Annotated in this window: 16 protein-coding genes; 6 read left to right on the plus strand and 10 right to left on the minus strand. The window is 70.3% G+C overall.

Annotated features, from left to right (window positions below):
- Positions 1-275 precede the first annotated feature (275 nt).
- Positions 276-1,319, minus strand: a complete 1,044-nt coding sequence (locus ACIPV1_RS18535) for a C40 family peptidase (protein ID WP_123293317.1) — start codon at positions 1,317-1,319, stop codon at positions 276-278.
- A 177-nt stretch (positions 1,320-1,496) separates the two neighbouring features.
- Entirely contained in the window at positions 1,497-2,192 is a 696-nt protein-coding gene (locus tag ACIPV1_RS18540) for a metal-dependent transcriptional regulator (protein WP_111085212.1), read from the minus strand.
- A gap of 174 nt (positions 2,193-2,366) precedes the next feature.
- Here ACIPV1_RS18540 and serC point away from each other — a divergent pair, with 174 nt between their 5' ends.
- Positions 2,367-3,482 (plus strand): phosphoserine transaminase, encoded by a 1,116-nt coding sequence (gene serC / locus ACIPV1_RS18545; RefSeq protein WP_402727008.1) that lies wholly within the window; start codon positions 2,367-2,369, stop codon positions 3,480-3,482.
- Positions 3,483-3,578: 96 nt separating this feature from the next.
- Here serC and ACIPV1_RS18550 read toward each other — a convergent pair whose 3' ends face one another.
- A complete protein-coding gene (locus tag ACIPV1_RS18550; protein ID WP_402727009.1) occupies positions 3,579-4,289 on the minus strand; it encodes a DUF3027 domain-containing protein in 711 nt (236 codons plus the stop codon).
- 4 nt (positions 4,290-4,293) lie between these two features.
- Positions 4,294-4,671 carry a cold-shock protein gene (locus ACIPV1_RS18555; RefSeq protein WP_131846066.1) on the minus strand — a complete coding sequence of 126 codons (378 nt, stop codon included), beginning with the start codon at positions 4,669-4,671 and terminating at the stop codon, positions 4,294-4,296.
- A 109-nt stretch (positions 4,672-4,780) separates the two neighbouring features.
- On the opposite strand from ACIPV1_RS18555, the gene ACIPV1_RS18560 reads away from it, so the two are divergent.
- From ACIPV1_RS18560 to ACIPV1_RS18580, 5 genes are all read left to right on the plus strand, one after another.
- Positions 4,781-5,026 (plus strand): hypothetical protein, encoded by a 246-nt coding sequence (locus tag ACIPV1_RS18560; protein WP_123340886.1) that lies wholly within the window; start codon positions 4,781-4,783, stop codon positions 5,024-5,026.
- 28 nt (positions 5,027-5,054) lie between these two features.
- Complete coding sequence (locus tag ACIPV1_RS18565; RefSeq protein ID WP_402727010.1) at positions 5,055-6,818, plus strand: helicase-associated domain-containing protein; 1,764 nt, start codon at positions 5,055-5,057, stop codon at positions 6,816-6,818.
- A gap of 48 nt (positions 6,819-6,866) precedes the next feature.
- Entirely contained in the window at positions 6,867-8,564 is a 1,698-nt protein-coding gene (locus tag ACIPV1_RS18570; RefSeq protein ID WP_402727011.1) for a DNA repair helicase XPB, read from the plus strand.
- A gap of 51 nt (positions 8,565-8,615) precedes the next feature.
- Positions 8,616-9,311: a response regulator transcription factor gene (locus tag ACIPV1_RS18575; RefSeq protein WP_017888045.1), complete on the plus strand. Its 696-nt coding sequence runs from the start codon at positions 8,616-8,618 to the stop codon at positions 9,309-9,311.
- Positions 9,312-9,376: 65 nt separating this feature from the next.
- Positions 9,377-11,101 carry a cell wall metabolism sensor histidine kinase WalK gene (locus ACIPV1_RS18580; protein ID WP_123936847.1) on the plus strand — a complete coding sequence of 575 codons (1,725 nt, stop codon included), beginning with the start codon at positions 9,377-9,379 and terminating at the stop codon, positions 11,099-11,101.
- Positions 11,102-11,225: 124 nt separating this feature from the next.
- Here ACIPV1_RS18580 and ACIPV1_RS18585 read toward each other — a convergent pair whose 3' ends face one another.
- From ACIPV1_RS18585 to ACIPV1_RS18610, 6 genes are all read right to left on the minus strand, one after another.
- Positions 11,226-12,122, minus strand: coding sequence for a hypothetical protein (locus ACIPV1_RS18585; RefSeq protein WP_123936848.1), 897 nt, complete (start codon positions 12,120-12,122; stop codon positions 11,226-11,228).
- A gap of 297 nt (positions 12,123-12,419) precedes the next feature.
- A complete protein-coding gene (groL, locus tag ACIPV1_RS18590; protein ID WP_111085221.1) occupies positions 12,420-14,042 on the minus strand; it encodes a chaperonin GroEL in 1,623 nt (540 codons plus the stop codon).
- 261 nt (positions 14,043-14,303) lie between these two features.
- Entirely contained in the window at positions 14,304-14,507 is a 204-nt protein-coding gene (locus tag ACIPV1_RS18595) for a cold-shock protein (RefSeq protein WP_111085222.1), read from the minus strand.
- 181 nt (positions 14,508-14,688) lie between these two features.
- The gene (locus ACIPV1_RS18600) at positions 14,689-15,294 is read right to left on the minus strand and encodes a LytR C-terminal domain-containing protein (RefSeq protein WP_111085223.1); all 606 of its coding nucleotides are present in this window, start codon (positions 15,292-15,294) and stop codon (positions 14,689-14,691) included.
- Positions 15,291-15,632, minus strand: a complete 342-nt coding sequence (locus tag ACIPV1_RS18605; RefSeq protein WP_243692318.1) for a DUF3263 domain-containing protein — start codon at positions 15,630-15,632, stop codon at positions 15,291-15,293. The genes ACIPV1_RS18600 and ACIPV1_RS18605 overlap by 4 nt, the downstream gene beginning before the upstream one ends.
- Before the next feature lie 96 nt (positions 15,633-15,728).
- Positions 15,729-16,298: a DUF2332 family protein gene (locus ACIPV1_RS18610; protein WP_402727012.1), complete on the minus strand. Its 570-nt coding sequence runs from the start codon at positions 16,296-16,298 to the stop codon at positions 15,729-15,731.
- Positions 16,299-16,453 lie beyond the last annotated feature (155 nt).

Below are 16,453 nucleotides of genomic sequence, written 5' to 3' on the forward strand. Positions count from 1 at the left end.
GTCCCCTGAACCACGAAGAGCACCACCCGGATGGGAAGTGCTCTGGTCATGCAGGGGCGTGCTCGTGCACGCAGGCGGTGGTCGACCGTATGTCGATGCGCGCGCGCCGACCCATGGTGCGGGTCGTGCGGAACAACGACATGGGGTCTCCCTGCTCGGGGCCTTGCGGACCGGTGCAGCGCCAGGCTACGTCAGAAACCGGCCCGACACGAGGGTGCACGGGCCGGTTTCGGCGATGTTCACGGGTTCGATGCCCCGCGGTCGGGTCTGATGCCTCAGATGCCGAAGCGGACGATGTGGTAGTCGCTGGTCCAGATCGGACGGATCGACACGGAGCCACCGGGCTTCGGGGCGTCCATGATCATGCCGTTGCCCATGTAGAAGCCGTCGTGCGCCTCGTTGTTGAAGATGACGACGTCGCCGGGCTGCGCCTCGGACTCGGGGATCGTGGTGCCGGCCTGGTCCTGCAGCGGCACCGAGTGCGCGAGGTTGATGCCGTACTGGGCGTAGACGAACATGACGTAGCCCGAGCAGTCGAAGCCGGACGGGTCGGCGCCACCGAAGACGTACGGGGTGCCGATGTACTGCTTGGCGGTGGCGACCACGGCCGGCAGCGAGAACGGGGTGTCCGCGGCACTGGAGCTGGCCACGTAGTCGGCGGCGGACGGGCCGGTGTACGAGGCGTACTGCTCGGCGGTCTGGGCACGCGCCGCCTGCGTGGCCGATGCTGCCTGCTCGGCTTGCTCAGCGGCTGCCTCGGTCGCTTCGGCCTGGTCGGCTGCAGCCTGCTTGGCCGCTGCGCGTGCGTCGAGCGTCGCGGTCGACGTGGCACCGTAGCCGTCGCGGCTGGTGCCGGCCAGCGCGACGGCGTCGGACACCGAGAACTCCTGGCTCTCCGTCGCACGGACCTGGCGCTGCGCGTTCGCCGCCTCGGTGCCGGTGGAGGTCTGCGCGGCGAAGGCCGGCGCGACCGCCACGGTGCCGAACATGCCGGCGGCCACCGTCAGGACGATGGGGGCGAGGAACTTGCGCTTGCGCGACGACGAGCTCGCCTTGGCAGCGGTCGCGGTGGCTGCGGCCTGTGCGGCACGACGGCCACCGGGGAGCGGGGCAGAGCGGACCGGGACGACCTTGCGGGTCGGGCGCGCGTCGGCCTGGCGGACGGACCGCCGGGTGAGCGGTGCGTCGGTGGCGTTCTCGGTGTTCGTCGGGTTGGCGGGCGTCTGGTCGTCCGCGGCGGAACCGGTCTGCGTCAAGGGTGTGGTCTCCGGCGTCTCGTCATCACGCTGCCGTGGGTGTCCGGCGACGTGCAACCCCATCCGTTCGTCATCGTTTCCGATCGAGGCAGGAGACGGGTTCGAGACGTCCTGCCACGGGTCTCCGGCTCAGGCGCAGCGCGGGGACTCGACGAGTGTACGGGGCCGTCGTTACCTTGTCGAGATGAAACGGGCCGTTTGTAACGAAACGGTAAAGAAGCCCTGGTCAGGGCGGTGAAATCAGTCCCGCTCGATGTAGACGTGCTGCGCGACCTCGACGGGGAGCTCGATGCCCGAGTCCTCACCCTCGACGCGGACGGCGACGTAGGCCCCGGCGCGCTGCACGCTCGCCAGACGACCGGGCATGACGCCGGCCGTGCGGAGCTGGTGCAGGAGCTCGGGCTCGAACTGCACGGGCTCGCCCAGACGACGGATCACACCGGTCGCGACGGCGTCGGTGCCCTCGGTCGCGGCGACGATGTTCTGCACGCCGTCGAGGAACCCGGCGGCCGCGGGGCCGCCGATCTCGGCCAGGCCGGGGATCGGGTTGCCGTAGGGCGACTCGGTCGGGTTGCCGAGCATCTCGAGCAGGCGGACCTCGACCTGCTCGCTCATGACGTGTTCCCACCGGCAGGCCTCGTCGTGGACGAACGCCCAGTCGAGTCCGATGACGTCGGCCAGCAGGCGCTCCGCCAGACGGTGCTTGCGCATGACGTGGGTGGCCCGGGAGCGCCCTTCGTCGGTGAGCTCGAGGTGGCGGTCGCCGGAGACGACGACCAGGCCGTCGCGCTCCATGCGGGCGATGGTCTGCGAGACCGTCGGGCCCGAGTGGCCGAGGCGCTCCGAGATGCGAGCGCGCAGCGGAACGATCGCCTCCTCCTCCAAGTCGAGGATGGTGCGAAGGTACATCTCCGTGGTGTCGACGAGATCGGTCACGGTCCGCCTCTCATGTCTGGGCCCAGCGGCCACCACCCTACTTGTTCGGACCGACGAACTCCGACCGACACTTGCACGGGGCAAGAAGAGGGCCGTGGCCACAGCGCTCCAGGCCTCCCCGTCCGGCCGGTACAGGCGCACCAGCACTGGGATCGCGCTCGGTAGGATCGGTGCATGGCAGACATCGTCATCCCCGCCGAACTCCTCCCCACCGACGGCCGCTTCGGCTGCGGACCGTCCAAGATCCGCGGCGCGCAGCTCGAGTCCCTCGTGACGCGCGGGGCCACGATCCTCGGCACGTCCCACCGCCAGAAGCCCGTGAAGGACCTGGTCGGCAGCGTCCGCTCCGGGCTCGCCGACCTGTTCCAGGTCCCCGAGGGCTACGAGGTCGTCCTCGGCAACGGCGGCTCGACCGCGTTCTGGGACGCCGCCGCGTTCGGCCTCATCGAGCGTCGCGCAGAGAACCTGTCCTTCGGCGAGTTCGGGTCGAAGTTCGCCAAGGCCGCCGGCGCCCCGTGGCTCGAGGCACCGCACGTCGTCGAGGCCCCCGGCGGATCGCTCGCCGCGCTCGAGCCCGTCGACGGCGTCGACGTCTACGCCTACCCGCACAACGAGACCTCGACCGGCGTCATGGCCCCGGTCGTCCGCGCCGCCGGTGACGCCGGAGCACTGACGGTCGTCGACGCCACGAGCGCCGCCGGTGGTGCCGCGTTCGACGTGGACGCCGCCGACGTCTACTACTTCGCCCCGCAGAAGAACTTCGCCTCCGACGGCGGCCTGTGGCTCGCGCTGTTCTCCCCCGCCGCGATCGAGCGCGTCGAGCGCATCGCAGCGAGCGGTCGGTACATCCCCGAGTTCCTGTCGCTCAAGAACGCCGTCGACAACTCGCGCCTGAACCAGACGCTGAACACCCCGGCGATCTCGACGCTGCTGCTGCTCGACGACCAGGTCCGGTGGATCAACGAGTCGGGCGGCCTGGCCTGGGCGGACACCCGCACGAAGACCTCGTCGTCCACGCTGTACGACTGGGCCGAGTCGGTCGACTACGCGACGCCGTTCGTGACCGACCCCGCAGCCCGCTCGCAGGTCGTCGCCACGATCGACCTCGACGACTCGATCGACGCCAAGGCCGTCGCCGCGACCCTGCGCGCGAACGGCATCGTCGACACCGAGCCGTACCGGAAGCTCGGGCGCAACCAGCTGCGCGTCGCGACGTTCACCGCAATCGACCCGGACGACGTCGCGAAGCTCGTGCAGGCGATCGACTTCACGGTCGACGCCCTGCGCTGACCCGTCCGTCGCGCGGGCCAGCGCCGGCGACGAACACCACGGAAACGACGAAGCACCACGGGATCCCGTGGTGCTTCGTCGTTCTTCGGGTGCGTGTCAGGAGCGGTGGAAGTCCGGGTCGACCTCACCGGCATCGAGCTGGGCGCCGTCGAGGTCGGCGTCCGGGTCAACGGGCTGCACGCGCTGCGCGCGACGACGGCGAGGGGGCTGCGGGGCGTCGTCGACGTCGTCGTCGTCCGCATCAGCGGTGTCGGCGAGCGCATCGACGTCCACACCATCGATGTCGTCGTCGTCCGGTTCGTCGAGGTCGTCCTCGTCCGCTTCGAACTCGGCGTCGTCGTCGTCCTCGTCGTCATCCGACTCGTCGTCGGCTTCGTCGTCGTCCGAGTCGTCGTAGTCGGCGTCCTCGTCCGACTCGTCATCGAAGTCGTCGTCGTCCTCGTCGTCCGACTCGTCGTCGTCGCCCTCGTCGTCGGACTCCTCGTCGGACTCGTGGTCCTGCGCCGCCCGGTACTCGGCCAGTCGCTCGGACCACGGCACCCACTCCGGCGCGACGAGCGAGCCGTCGCCGGGCATCAGCTCGACCTCGAGCACGGTGGGGTCCTCGTCGCCGACCTTCGCGACGCTGACGGTCCAGCGCCAGCCGGGGTAGCCCGGCATGCGGTTCGCGAACAGGACGGAGACGACGCCGTCGCCCTCGTCCACGGTGCCGACGGGCGCGCCGATGCTCGACTCGGGGGTCACCTCGAGCAGCGCGGTCCGCGCCAGGTCTGTGTAGTCAACGGGTACTGCGTCGCTGTCTGTCATGGCGTCACGCCTCCAACTGGTCTGCGACGTGCCGCAGGATGGCGGCGAGTCGATCGCCGTTCTTCGGGTAGCGGCCGTGGCGGAGGTCTCCGCTGATCCGGTCGAGTTCCTTCACCAGGTCCTCGACGATCACGGCCATGTCGTCTGCGGAGCGACGGGTCATCCGGGACAACGACGGCTGCGGGTCGAGGAGCCGCACGGACAGTGCCTGCGACCCCTTCTTCCCCTGCACGACGCCGTACTCGAGCCGGGATCCCGCCTTCACGGTCACGACGCCTTCGGGCAGCGAGGACGCGTGCAGGAACACCTGGTCGCCGTCGTCTCCGGTGATGAAGCCGAAGCCCTTGTCGTCGTCGTAGAACTTGACCTTGCCGGTGGGCATGCGTGGACTCCTCGAGGTCGTGGTACGGCCGTGGTGCGTCGGATATCCTGGGTCGATGGCCAATCCGACCCGATCAACCGGGAACCCGCAGGATTCCGCAGAACCCCCGGTGACGTTCAATCGTACCGAACGCGCTCTGGCGTTCATGGTCGGTGGCATCTTCATCGCTGCGTTCCTCTGCATGGCGGCGATGATCGTCATGTGGTTGACGGTCCCGAGCGCGCAGGGCTCCATGCCGTGGCCGGTGATCATGGCGATCCCGCTCGTCGGTTTCCCGATCGGCATGGTCCTGGTCTTCACGCTCCTCGCCATCACCTGGACGCGCCGCGCACGAGCCAACCGGACGGCTCGCTGAAGTCCGCCCCGGACGCTGGCACCGGACGATGACGACCACCGCCGACCTGGCCGCCCGACTCCGGGCGTTGCCGGACGACTCCCTCGAACGACTCGTCGCTGCGCGGAGCCTGCCCCCGGCCGCCCTCGGCGAGACCGGTCCGCAACGGATCACCGACTTCTTCGACCTGGCCGAGGCGCTCCGCACCGACGACGCGGTCGACGCCGCCGTCGAGCACCTGCCCCGCGCCACGATCCTGGCGCTCCGCGACGGCGGTGACGCCGACCGCCTCGGTCCGGCGATCACGCTCGGCCTGGCGGACGAGGACGGCGCTGTCGACGACGCGGTCGCCGCACGCGTGGCCGCCCACCCCGACCTCGTGGCACTGCGATCGACGGGAGGCCCGGATCGCCCCGACCGCGCCGCCCACGCCGACGACGTGGCCGGCCAGGACCGCGCGCGCACCACGGGCGCGGAGCAGGCGTTCTCGAGCATGACCGTGCTCGCCGAGCTGCTGCGTGCGGTGGACGCCGGCACCGTCCGAGAACTCGTCAAGGGCGGCATCGGCACCCCGCTCGCGAAGACCCTGGCCGAGCGCATCGGCACCGACGCCGACGTCGTGCCCGGCCGCCTCGCACTGCTCGACCGGGTCGGGTTCGCCGCCCCGGGGTCCGGCCGGTGGACGGTCACCGACGCCGGACAGGACTGGCTCGTCGCCGACTGGCCGGACCGCTGGGCGACGCTCGTGTCGGCCTGGGCGGACACCCTCGGCCCCGCGGTGCACGAGGTCCTGGCACTCGCCGACGACGACCTGCGCGACCTCGTGGCCCTCGGCCGCTGGGCGTACCCGGCGGGCTCCCGCTGGCTCGACGCCGTGCTGCTCGACGCGGCCGGCACCGCCGCGTCGCTCGGACTCGCGGTCGACGGCATCGTCACGAGCACCGGCCGAGCGCTGCTGGACGGTGACGCCGGGCCCGCGGCGGAGGACCTGCCCGGCACCGTCGACCAGGTGTACCTGCAGCACGACCTGACGGTGATCGCCCCCGGCCCCCTCGCCCCGGTCGACGACGCCGCCCTGCGCACGGTCGCCGTGCTCGAAGCTCCCGGACTGGCCGCCCGCTACCGCATCTCCGAGGACACCCTGCGCACCGCCTTCCGCGCCGGGCACTCCCGCGACGACGTCCTGGCGCTGCTCACCCGGCTGTCGTCGACCGGCGTCCCGCAACCCCTCGCCTACCTGGTCGACCAGGTCGCCGGACGCGACGGCAGCATCGTCGTCGACCGCGGCGAGGGCGGGGTCGGCACCGTCGTCCGCGGCACCGCGGACCAGCTCGACCTGATCGGTGTGGACGCCGAACTGCGGCAGATGGCGTGGGAGCGCAGCGACCTGACGACGCTCACCACCCGTTACCCGGCGCACGTCGTGCACACCGCGCTCGAGGACCAGCGCTACCCGGCCGTGCTCGCGACCGGCGCCCGCCCCGAGACGCACCACGGGCCTCCCGGTCGGCGCAGCCCCACCGGACGCTCGCCGGAACAGGCGGCGCACGCACTCGTGGAACGGCTCCGCCTGACCACCCAGCGCGGCGACGCGGAGCCGGAGCAGGAGTGGCTGGGGCGGCAGATCGACCTGGCCGTGCGCGGTCGCACGCCGATCCGGCTGACGGTGCGGATGCCGGACGGCTCCGAGCGGCCGTTCTCGATCATCCCGACCTCGGTCGCCGCCGGACGCGTCCGTGGGCGCGACACCAGTGTGGACGTCGAGCGCACGCTGCCGCTGTCGCTCGTCGTGTCGGTCGAGAGCGACGCCTGAGGTGCACGGTCACCCGAACGCAGGTGACGACGGCTAGGCTGGCAGGTCATGAACGGACCGCTGATCGTGCAGAGCGACCGCACCGTGCTCCTCGAGGTCGCACACCCCGACGCCGAGGACGCACGCCACGAGCTCGCGGCCTTCGCCGAACTCGAACGCGCCCCCGAGCACGTGCACACCTACCGCATCACCCGCCTCGGCCTGTGGAACGCACGGGCCGCCGGACACGACGCCGAGGCGATGATCGCCACCCTCGAGCGCTTCGCCAAGTTCCCGGTGCCGCAGAGCGTCACCGTGGACATCCGCGACACGGTGTCCCGCTACGGCCGACTCGTCATCCGGCGCGAGGAACGCGAGGACGCCCCGGTCATCGCGAACTCCCCCACCGAGGAACTCGAGCGCCTGCCCGTCCTGCTCCTGACCGCCGAGGACCCGTCCGTGCTGGCCGAGGTCATCCGGTCGAAGCGGATCAAGCCACTGCTCGGCGACATGCGGACCCCCTCCGAGGTCGAGCTGCAGCCGTGGGCACGCGGGCAGATCAAGCAGGAACTCGTGAAGCTCGGCTGGCCGGCCGAGGACCTGGCGGGCTACACCCCCGGGCAGCCGCACCCGATCGACCTCGACACGGCCGAGTGGCACATGCGCCCGTACCAGGAGCAGGCCGTCGACACCTTCTTCGCGCAGGGCTCCGGTGTCGTCGTGCTGCCCTGTGGCGCCGGCAAGACCCTGGTCGGCGCCGGGGCGATGGCGACCGTCAAGGCGACCACGCTCATCCTCGTGACGAACACCGTGTCCGCGCGGCAGTGGCGCAGCGAGCTCCTCAAGCGCACGACCCTGAAGGCCGAGGACATCGGCGAGTACTCGGGCAGCGTCAAGGAGATCCGGCCGGTCACGATCGCGACCTACCAGATCCTGACCGCCCGTCGGAAGGGCGAGTACACGCACCTGTCCCTGCTCGACGCCCTCGACTGGGGCCTCATCGTCTACGACGAGGTCCACCTGCTGCCGGCCCCGGTGTTCAAGCTGACCGCCGACCTGCAGGCCCGCCGACGCCTGGGCCTGACCGCGACGCTCGTGCGCGAGGACGGCCGCGAGGGCGACGTGTTCTCGCTCATCGGTCCGAAGCGCTACGACGCTCCGTGGAAGGAGATCGAGGCCCAGGGCTACATCTCCCCGGCCGAGTGCTACGAGGTGCGCATCGACCTGCCGCACCAGGAACGCCTGGAGTACGCGGCCTCGAGCGACGACGAACGGTACCGGCTCGCCGCCACCTCGCCCGCGAAGACCCCGGTCGTCCGCGAGCTCATCGAGAAGCACCGCGGCGAGCAGATCCTGGTGATCGGGCAGTACATCGACCAGCTCGACGAACTGGCGGCGTCGCTCGACGCGGCCGAGATCACGGGTGCGACCCCGGTCGACGAACGTGAGCGGCTGTACGACGCGTTCCGTGCCGGCGAGGTGGACGTGCTCGTCGTGTCGAAGGTCGCGAACTTCTCCATCGACCTGCCCGACGCCACCGTCGCGATCCAGGTCTCCGGGTCGTTCGGGTCACGGCAAGAAGAAGCGCAGCGCCTCGGTCGACTGCTCCGCCCGAACAAGGACGGCCTGCCCGCGTCGTTCTACACGCTCGTGGCGCGGGACACCGTCGACCAGGACTTCGCGCAGAACCGGCAGCGGTTCCTCGCCGAGCAGGGGTACTCCTACACGATCCTGGATGCCGACCAGGTCCAGGCGCCCGTGGGCTGACGTACGCACCGCTCTCAGGAAACCACTAGGGAACGGTCAGAAGATAGGACCATGAGCGATGGCCCCAAGATCCTGATCGTCGACGACGAGCCGAACATCCGCGACCTCCTGACGACCTCGTTGCGCTTCGCCGGGTTCGCTGTCCGTGCCGTCGGCAACGGCGCACAGGCGATCTCGGCCGTGCTCGAGGAAGAACCCGACCTGATCATCCTCGACGTAATGCTCCCCGACATGAACGGCTTCGGCGTCACCAAGCGCCTGCGGTCGTCCGGGTACACCTCGCCGATCCTGTTCCTCACCGCGAAGGACGACACCGAGGACAAGATCACCGGCCTCACCGTCGGCGGCGACGACTACGTCACCAAGCCGTTCTCCCTCGACGAGATCGTCGCCCGCATCAAGGCCATCCTCCGTCGCACCATGAACGACGAGGAAGACGCGATCATCCGCGCCGGCGAGCTCACCATGGACCAGGACACGCACGAGGTCACGATCGGCGACGCGCAGATCGAGCTCTCCCCCACCGAGTTCAAGCTGCTCCGCTACCTGATGCTCAACCCGAACCGCGTGCTGTCGAAGGCGCAGATCCTCGACCACGTGTGGGAGTACGACTTCAACGGCGACGCCGGCATCGTCGAGAGCTACATCTCGTACCTGCGTCGCAAGCTCGACCAGTACTCGGCCGAGCCGATCATCCAGACCAAGCGCGGCTTCGGGTACATGCTCAAGGCGTCCAAGGCCTCGTAGCACCTCCGTTCTTCACGGCGGTCGTCCGGTTTCACCGGGCGGCCGCTGTCTATCGTTGGGGCAGCATGCACACGCGAATGAGCCGCTGGTGGGACGGGATCTCCCTGCGCACCAAGATCACCGGGATCACGGTGCTCCTGGTGGCGCTCGGCCTGCTCGTGGCCGGACTCGGCACGATGACCGTCCTGTCGACGTACCTGATGGCGCAGCTCGACAACAACGTCAAGGGCACCACGGAGCAGCTCGAGGGCCAGAACATCAGCGACGGCGAGCAGTACTGCAAGCTGTCGGTCGTGTTGTCGCAGAGCGCCTACGTGGCCGCGTACGACGCCGACGGCGACCAGATCTGCCAGACGAAGGCATCGAGCCGTCCGGACATCCGCGAACTGGACTTCTCCGCAGCGGCGCAGAACGGTGCACGCTTCTCGCTCTACGACAGCCAGCACAACCACGAGTGGCGCGCCCAGGTCATCCCGGCCTCACTGCAGAACCAGACGAGCGGCTCCACCGAGACCGGCTTCGTGCTCGTCGCAGTGTCGAGCGCCGACACCGACCAGACCATCGCCCGATTCACCGTCATCTTCCTGGGCTTCGGCATCTCCGTGATCCTGCTCGGCGCCATGCTCACACGGCTACTCGTCACCGCCACGTTCGACCCGTTGCGCGACGTCGAGGACACCGCCGCACGGTTCGCCGCCGGTGACTTCAACCAGCGCCTCGAGGCCGACACCCCGAACACCGAGGTCGGGCGACTGAACCGCTCCCTCAACGTCATGCTCGAGCGCATCGACACCGCGTTCGAGGACCGCCAGCGCACCATCGACCAGATGCGCCGGTTCGTCGGCGACGCCTCGCACGAACTCCGCACCCCGCTGGTGTCCCTGCGCGGGTACGCCGAGCTGTACCGGATGGGCGCCCTGCGCAAGGAAGAGGACGTCGCCCAGGCGATGGAGCGCATCGAGAAGGAGGCGAAGCGGATGGGCCTGCTCGTGCAGGACCTGCTCCAGCTCGCCCGCATCGACGAGTCCAAGCCGCTCGAGCTCGGCCCGGTCGACCTCGTCGCCATCGCCCGTGACTCGGCGCTCGACACCATGGCGTCCAACCCGGACCGCGAGATCCAGGTCCTGGTCGAGGACGCCATGACGGGCGAGAGCGTCCCCCAGGCAGTGCGGCCGCCCGCTTCGTCGTCCTCGCTCTCGTCGGGGTCGTCGGACTCGTCGGGCTCCTCGTCCGACACGGGCGAGGTCCCCCCGGCATCGCCCACGTCGGCGAACACCACGGGTCCCATCGCATTCTCGCGGCAGACGATCGCGCGGCTGCGTGCTCGGCGCACCCGGGCGATGGACATCGAGGCCGGTGCCGCTCCCACCGACGAGACCACGCCGCTTCCGACGGTCGTCATGCCCCAGCGTCCCCCGATCGTGCTGGCGGAGGAGAACAAGATCCGCCAGATCGTCACGAACCTGATGGGCAACGCCATGCGGTTCACCGAGCACGACGACCCGATCGAGATCGGCGTCGGGGTGGACGACGACCGCGGCATGGCCCACATCGACGTCATCGACCACGGTGAGGGGATCCCGGCGCAGCTGCGCGACAAGATCTTCCAGCGGTTCTGGCGTGCCGACACCTCGCGTGCACGGGACACCGGTGGCTCGGGCCTCGGGCTCGCGATCGTGTCGGGCATCGTCGCGGCGCACCACGGCTCGGTCGAGGTGTTCGACACCGAGGGTGGCGGCGCGACCTTCCGCGTCTGGCTGCCGCTGCTGCCGCGCGACTACGCCGCCTGACGCGGGCGCTTGCCGACTGGTCACGAACCGTCGCCCCGCAACTGTCCGTGCGACGAGCCCTGACCACTCGACGTGCACCCGACAGCACGTTGCGACCACTCTGTGGCGCCGGACTGCCGGGAGTTCACGTCCGGCGGAGACGGATCGTGACCGTCCGCGCCTCGAAGGCCTGGCGAAGCCGCTCCAACAGCACCGCTGGCCGCCCCGCGTCGGCAGCCGTCGCGTGGATGATGAGCCAGTCGTTCACCACGAATCCGTTGTCGCGTCGCTGGTCGTGACGGAACGCGTCGCGCTCCCGGTGGTGGTCGCCGTCGTACTCGAGACCGATCCGGAGCGCCGGCCAGACGAGGTCGACGCGACCAAGGAACAGCCCGCTCGGGTCGTGCACGTCCAGGTTGAGTTCCGGCTCCGGGAACCCTGCGTCCTCGACAGCGAGCCGGAGCCAGGTCTCCATCGCGGACTCTGCCCCCACGCGGATCCGGTCAAGCGCGCTCCGCGCCCGGCGGACGTAGCGGCTGCCCGGCAACACCGCCGCCCGGAGGTCGTCGATCGTCGCCAATCCGGATCGGCCGACCAGGTGATCACCGACCGCAACGAGCGCGGGGACGTCGAGACTCGCAGCACACTCGAACCACATCGCGGACGGGGCACTGACCCGGTGGCCCCTGTGCTCCACCACCTCGGGCTCTGCACGTCGGTGCCCGACGACGTTCGGACGGCGCATCCGCACCCCGTTCTCAACCGTCGTCACGTGGACGGCCGTCTCGGACCGCATCGACGCGGGAAGCGGCGCACCCCAGAGCCGAGCGGCCGTGGTGTGGCTGAAGTACTGATCAGGGCGCATCACCTGCGCGACGGCCTCGAGGAAGTCCGCCGACCCTGCCGGCGCGCGAACACCTCGGACCGGCGCGACGAGGTCACTCCGGCGGAGCCGCTCGGGATGCACACCCTTCCCCACGGCCTCGGCCACCGTGAAGGTGCGGACTTCGAGGGCTCGGGGCAGGCGGCGCGGCGTCGGCATCTGGCCAGCTTGAGGCGCGGGAGGGGGACGTGAGGCACGGGCGGACCGGACTGTGGAAGAGGAGGCGAGCCGGGCCTCCTGTGCAGGACTGGGCTCCGCCCGAGCCGGCACGCGTGCCCACCAACGGCCAGAACACCCCGTTCGCACGTCGGCGACCGGTCGCCTGCTGTCGGTACGCGCTCGCGCTGCCGACGTCTGGTGACCGCTCGGCGAACCTGAGCGGCGCGCCACCCCCCCCCCCCCGCACGCGGAAGGGCCCCGCACGCGCAGCGTGCGGGGCCCTTCCGACAGGACTGCTTAGAAGTCCATGCCACCCGTCGGGTCGCCGGCCGGAGCGGCCGCGGCACGCTCGGGCTTGTCGGCGACGACGACCTCGGTCGTCAGGAACAGACCAGCGATCGACGCAGCGTTCTGCAGCGCCGAGCGCGTGACCTTGGCCGGGTCGATGATGCCCGCGGCGATGAGGTCGACGTACTCGCCGGTCGCGGCGTTGAGGCCCCAACCTGCTTCGAGCTCGCGGACCTTGGCGGCCACGACACCCGGCTCGAGACCGGCGTTCAGCGCGATCTGCTTGAGCGGTGCGTCGATGGCGACGCGGACGATGTTCGCACCGGTCGCCTCGTCACCCTCGAGGGTGAGTGCGTCGAGCGCGACCTTGCCGGCCTGGATGAGGGCGACGCCACCACCGGCGACGATGCCCTCTTCGACGGCAGCCTTCGCGTTGCGGACGGCGTCCTCGATGCGGTGCTTGCGCTCCTTGAGCTCGACCTCGGTCGCGGCACCCGCCTTGATGACGGCGACGCCACCGGCGAGCTTCGCGAGGCGCTCCTGGAGCTTCTCGCGGTCGTAGTCGGAGTCGGTCGCGTCGATCTCGGCGCGGATCTGACGGACACGGCCGGCGATCTGCTCGGCGTCGCCGGCACCCTCGACGATCGTGGTCTCGTCCTTCGTGATGACGACCTTGCGGGCACGACCGAGCAGGTCGAGCGTCGCGTTCTCGAGCTTGAGGCCGACCTCTTCGGAGATGACCTGGCCACCGGTCAGGATCGCGATGTCCTGCAGCATGGCCTTGCGGCGGTCACCGAAGCCCGGGGCCTTGACGGCGACGGACTTGAAGATGCCGCGGATCTTGTTCACGACGAGCGTGGCCAGAGCCTCGCCGTCGACGTCCTCGGCGATGATCAGGAGCTGCTTGCCCGCCTGGATCACCTTGTCGACGACCGGCAGGAGGTCCTTGATGTTCGAGATCTTCGAGTTGACGATCAGGATGTAGGCGTCCTCGAAGACGGCTTCCTGACGCTCGGGGTCGGTGACGAAGTACTGCGACAGGTAGCCCTTGTCGAAGCGCATGCCCTCGGTCAGCTCGAGCTCGGTGCCGAAGGTGTTCGACTCCTCGACGGTGACGACACCTTCCTTGCCGACCTTGTCGATGGCCTCGGCGATGAGCGCGCCGATGGTCGGGTCTGCAGCCGAGATCGACGCGGTCGCGGCGATCTGGTCCTTGGTCTCGATGTCCTTCGCGTTGGCGAGGAGCTGGTCGGAGACGGCAGAGACGGCCTTCTCGATGCCGCGCTTGAGCGACACGGGGTCGGCGCCAGCGGCGACGTTGCGCAGGCCCTCGCGGACGAGTGCCTGGGCGAGGACGGTCGCGGTGGTCGTACCGTCACCGGCGACGTCGTCGGTCTTCTTGGCGACCTCCTTGACGAGCTCCGCACCGATCTTCTCGTACGGGTCGTCGAGCTCGATCTCCTTGGCGATGGAGACACCGTCGTTCGTGATCGTGGGGGCGCCCCACTTCTTCTCGAGGACGACGTTGCGGCCGCGCGGGCCGAGCGTCACCTTCACGGCGTCGGCCAGCTGGTTCAGGCCGCGCTCGAGGCCACGGCGGGCCTCCTCGTCGAAAGCAATGATCTTAGCCATGTGAGTTCTCGTCCCTCCCGGACGTCGTGGGGTCGTGCTGGCACTCAACGTGAGCGAGTGCCAACGCCGATTCTGGCACTCGCCCGGTGCGAGTGCAACACGATCGGGAGGCTCGTCACGTCTTCCCAGGACACGCCCCGCCAACAGCGCACCCCGACCACCGCCGCGGACCTCCCGCCACGCACGTCACGCAGCAGGGGCCACGCACGACGAACGCGCCGCCCCTGACGGGACGGCGCGTTCGTGATGAGTGTCGTGCGTTCAGGCCGGTCGGACTGCCTCCGCCTGCGGGCCCTTCGACCCGGTGCCGACGTCGAACACCACTGCCTGGCCCTCCTCGAGGACCTTGTAACCCGACATGTCGATGGCCGAGTAGTGCACGAACACGTCCTGGCCTCCTCCATCGACGGTGATGAAGCCGAAGCCCTTTTCAGCGTTGAACCACTTGACGGTTCCGTTGGCCATGATCTCTTGCTCCCTGGTACTGCTGTGCGAACGACGTGTTCGTCGTCTGCAAGGGACTCTGCTCGAAGCGCGCCGATCAGGCAAGAGGTGTGACGTTGTTTCACGTCGATTCCGTCAGAAATCAACGTGCCCGAAACACGACCGTCACAAATGCGGGTCGAAAGCGCCCGCGGAATGCGGATCAGCCGGTGTAGTCGGCCCCGAGCACGACGCTCACGTCGGCGTTCGGGAACGCTGCCGACTGCTGCACGGCGGTGACCCCGAGCTGCTTCGCGATGCCCTGCGCGACCGCCGCCTGTGCGGCCTGCTGGTAGTACACGACGGTCGAGGTCGACCCGGTCGTGCCGGCGTCCCCGGTCGAGGCGACCTGCCAGCCGGCACCGGTCAGCGTGGCGCTGGCGCGGGCGGCGAGACCGGTGGTCGTCGTGCCGTTCAGGACGACGACAGTGGTCGTGCCCTGCTGTGCCGGCGTCGCGGCAGCGGCTCCGGAGTCGGCACCCGACCCGGCCGACGACGACGCCGAGGGCTTCGAGGTGGCGGACGCGGACGGCTTCGACGTGGCCGACGAGCTCGTCGACGCCGAGGGCGAGTCCGAGCCGCTGAACGAGTAGCTGCCGTTCAGGAGCGCGAGGACGAGCACGCCGATGCCGACGAGCACACCGGTGGCGAGTGCCGCCCAGGCGAACGCGATCCAGCCACGGCCGCGGCGCTGGGCACCGCGGTGTGCGCCGACCCGGGGGCCGTCGGCGACGTCGTCGAACCGGTCACGGGGGAATCTGGTGCTCATCGTTCCTCTTCACGTCCTTCGGGAGCGGCACCGGGCGCGACGAAGCTGCGCGTCGCCCGGGCGCTGGTGCGCGCGTGGCGGAGCCGCTGCAGCCTGGTGACGAGCTGCGGGTCGTACGCGAGTGCCGCGGGCGAGTCGATCACGCGGTTCAGCACCTGGTAGTAGCGCGCCGCCGACATCTCGAACTCGACCCGGATCTCCGCTTCCTTCGTGCGGTCGTGCCGTGCCCGGTCGTGCTCGAACGACAGCACACGCTGCGCGAGCTCACTGAGCTGGTCAGCGCGGTGCTGGTCAGCGCGGTGCTCGTCAGCACGGTGCTCGTCGGTGGAGCTGGTCACGGCGGTTCCGATCACGGTCGGGTAACGGGTCTCGAACATCGTAGGGGCGGAGAGCATCCGGACCCTGGCACGGCGCTGGACTGTCGCGAACACCGGTCACAGGTTCGGGTCGCGGAACCAGCGCACACGCGTGCCGAACGGGTCCGAGACGGCGACCGCGGTGCCGTCGATCGAGGCCGTGGCGAAGGCGTCCGGATCCGCCGCGCCGACGTCGTCGGGCAGCGTCGCCGCCACACCGCGCAGGATCCCGGTGCGTTCGAGCGCGATCCAGTGCACGCCGCGTTCGCGGACGCGGTCCACGAACCGCTGGCGCTCGGCACCCGGCACGTAGACCAGGGTGCCGGTGGTCAGCACGACCGGCTCCACGTCGTCCGGCAGGGCGTCCAGTGCACGGTCGAGGTCGCCGGGCAGCGTGCCCCGGATCCGCACGGGAGGCACGGCGAGCGTCGCGCGCGCCGCCTCGCGCATCAGGGCGATCCGGTCCAGGGCCTCTGGTGGGACCGCTTCGACCAGACGGTCGAACGCGCCGTCCGCCGAGAGGTCGATCGGGTTCGGGTCGAGCAGCACCCGCGCACCGACGCGGATCGGCCTGCTCGCCGGAGCCGGAAGGACCCCGGAGACGCCCGCGACGAGACGGACCGCGGGTTCGTCGACCGCCGTGTGCATCCGGACGAGCTCGGTGCGCGCCCCGCCGTGGTCGGGGGGGGCCCCGGGGGGGGGGGGGGGGGGCCCCCCCCCGCCCGGCCCCCCCCCCCCCCCCCCCCCCCCCCGCCCGGGGGGGGGGGGGGGCCCCCGCCGGGCGGGCGCCCCGCCCCCCCCGC

Origin of the sequence: Curtobacterium sp. NPDC089991 (genome assembly GCF_044748425.1) — a bacterium.
Lineage (GTDB): Bacteria > Actinomycetota > Actinomycetes > Actinomycetales > Microbacteriaceae > Curtobacterium.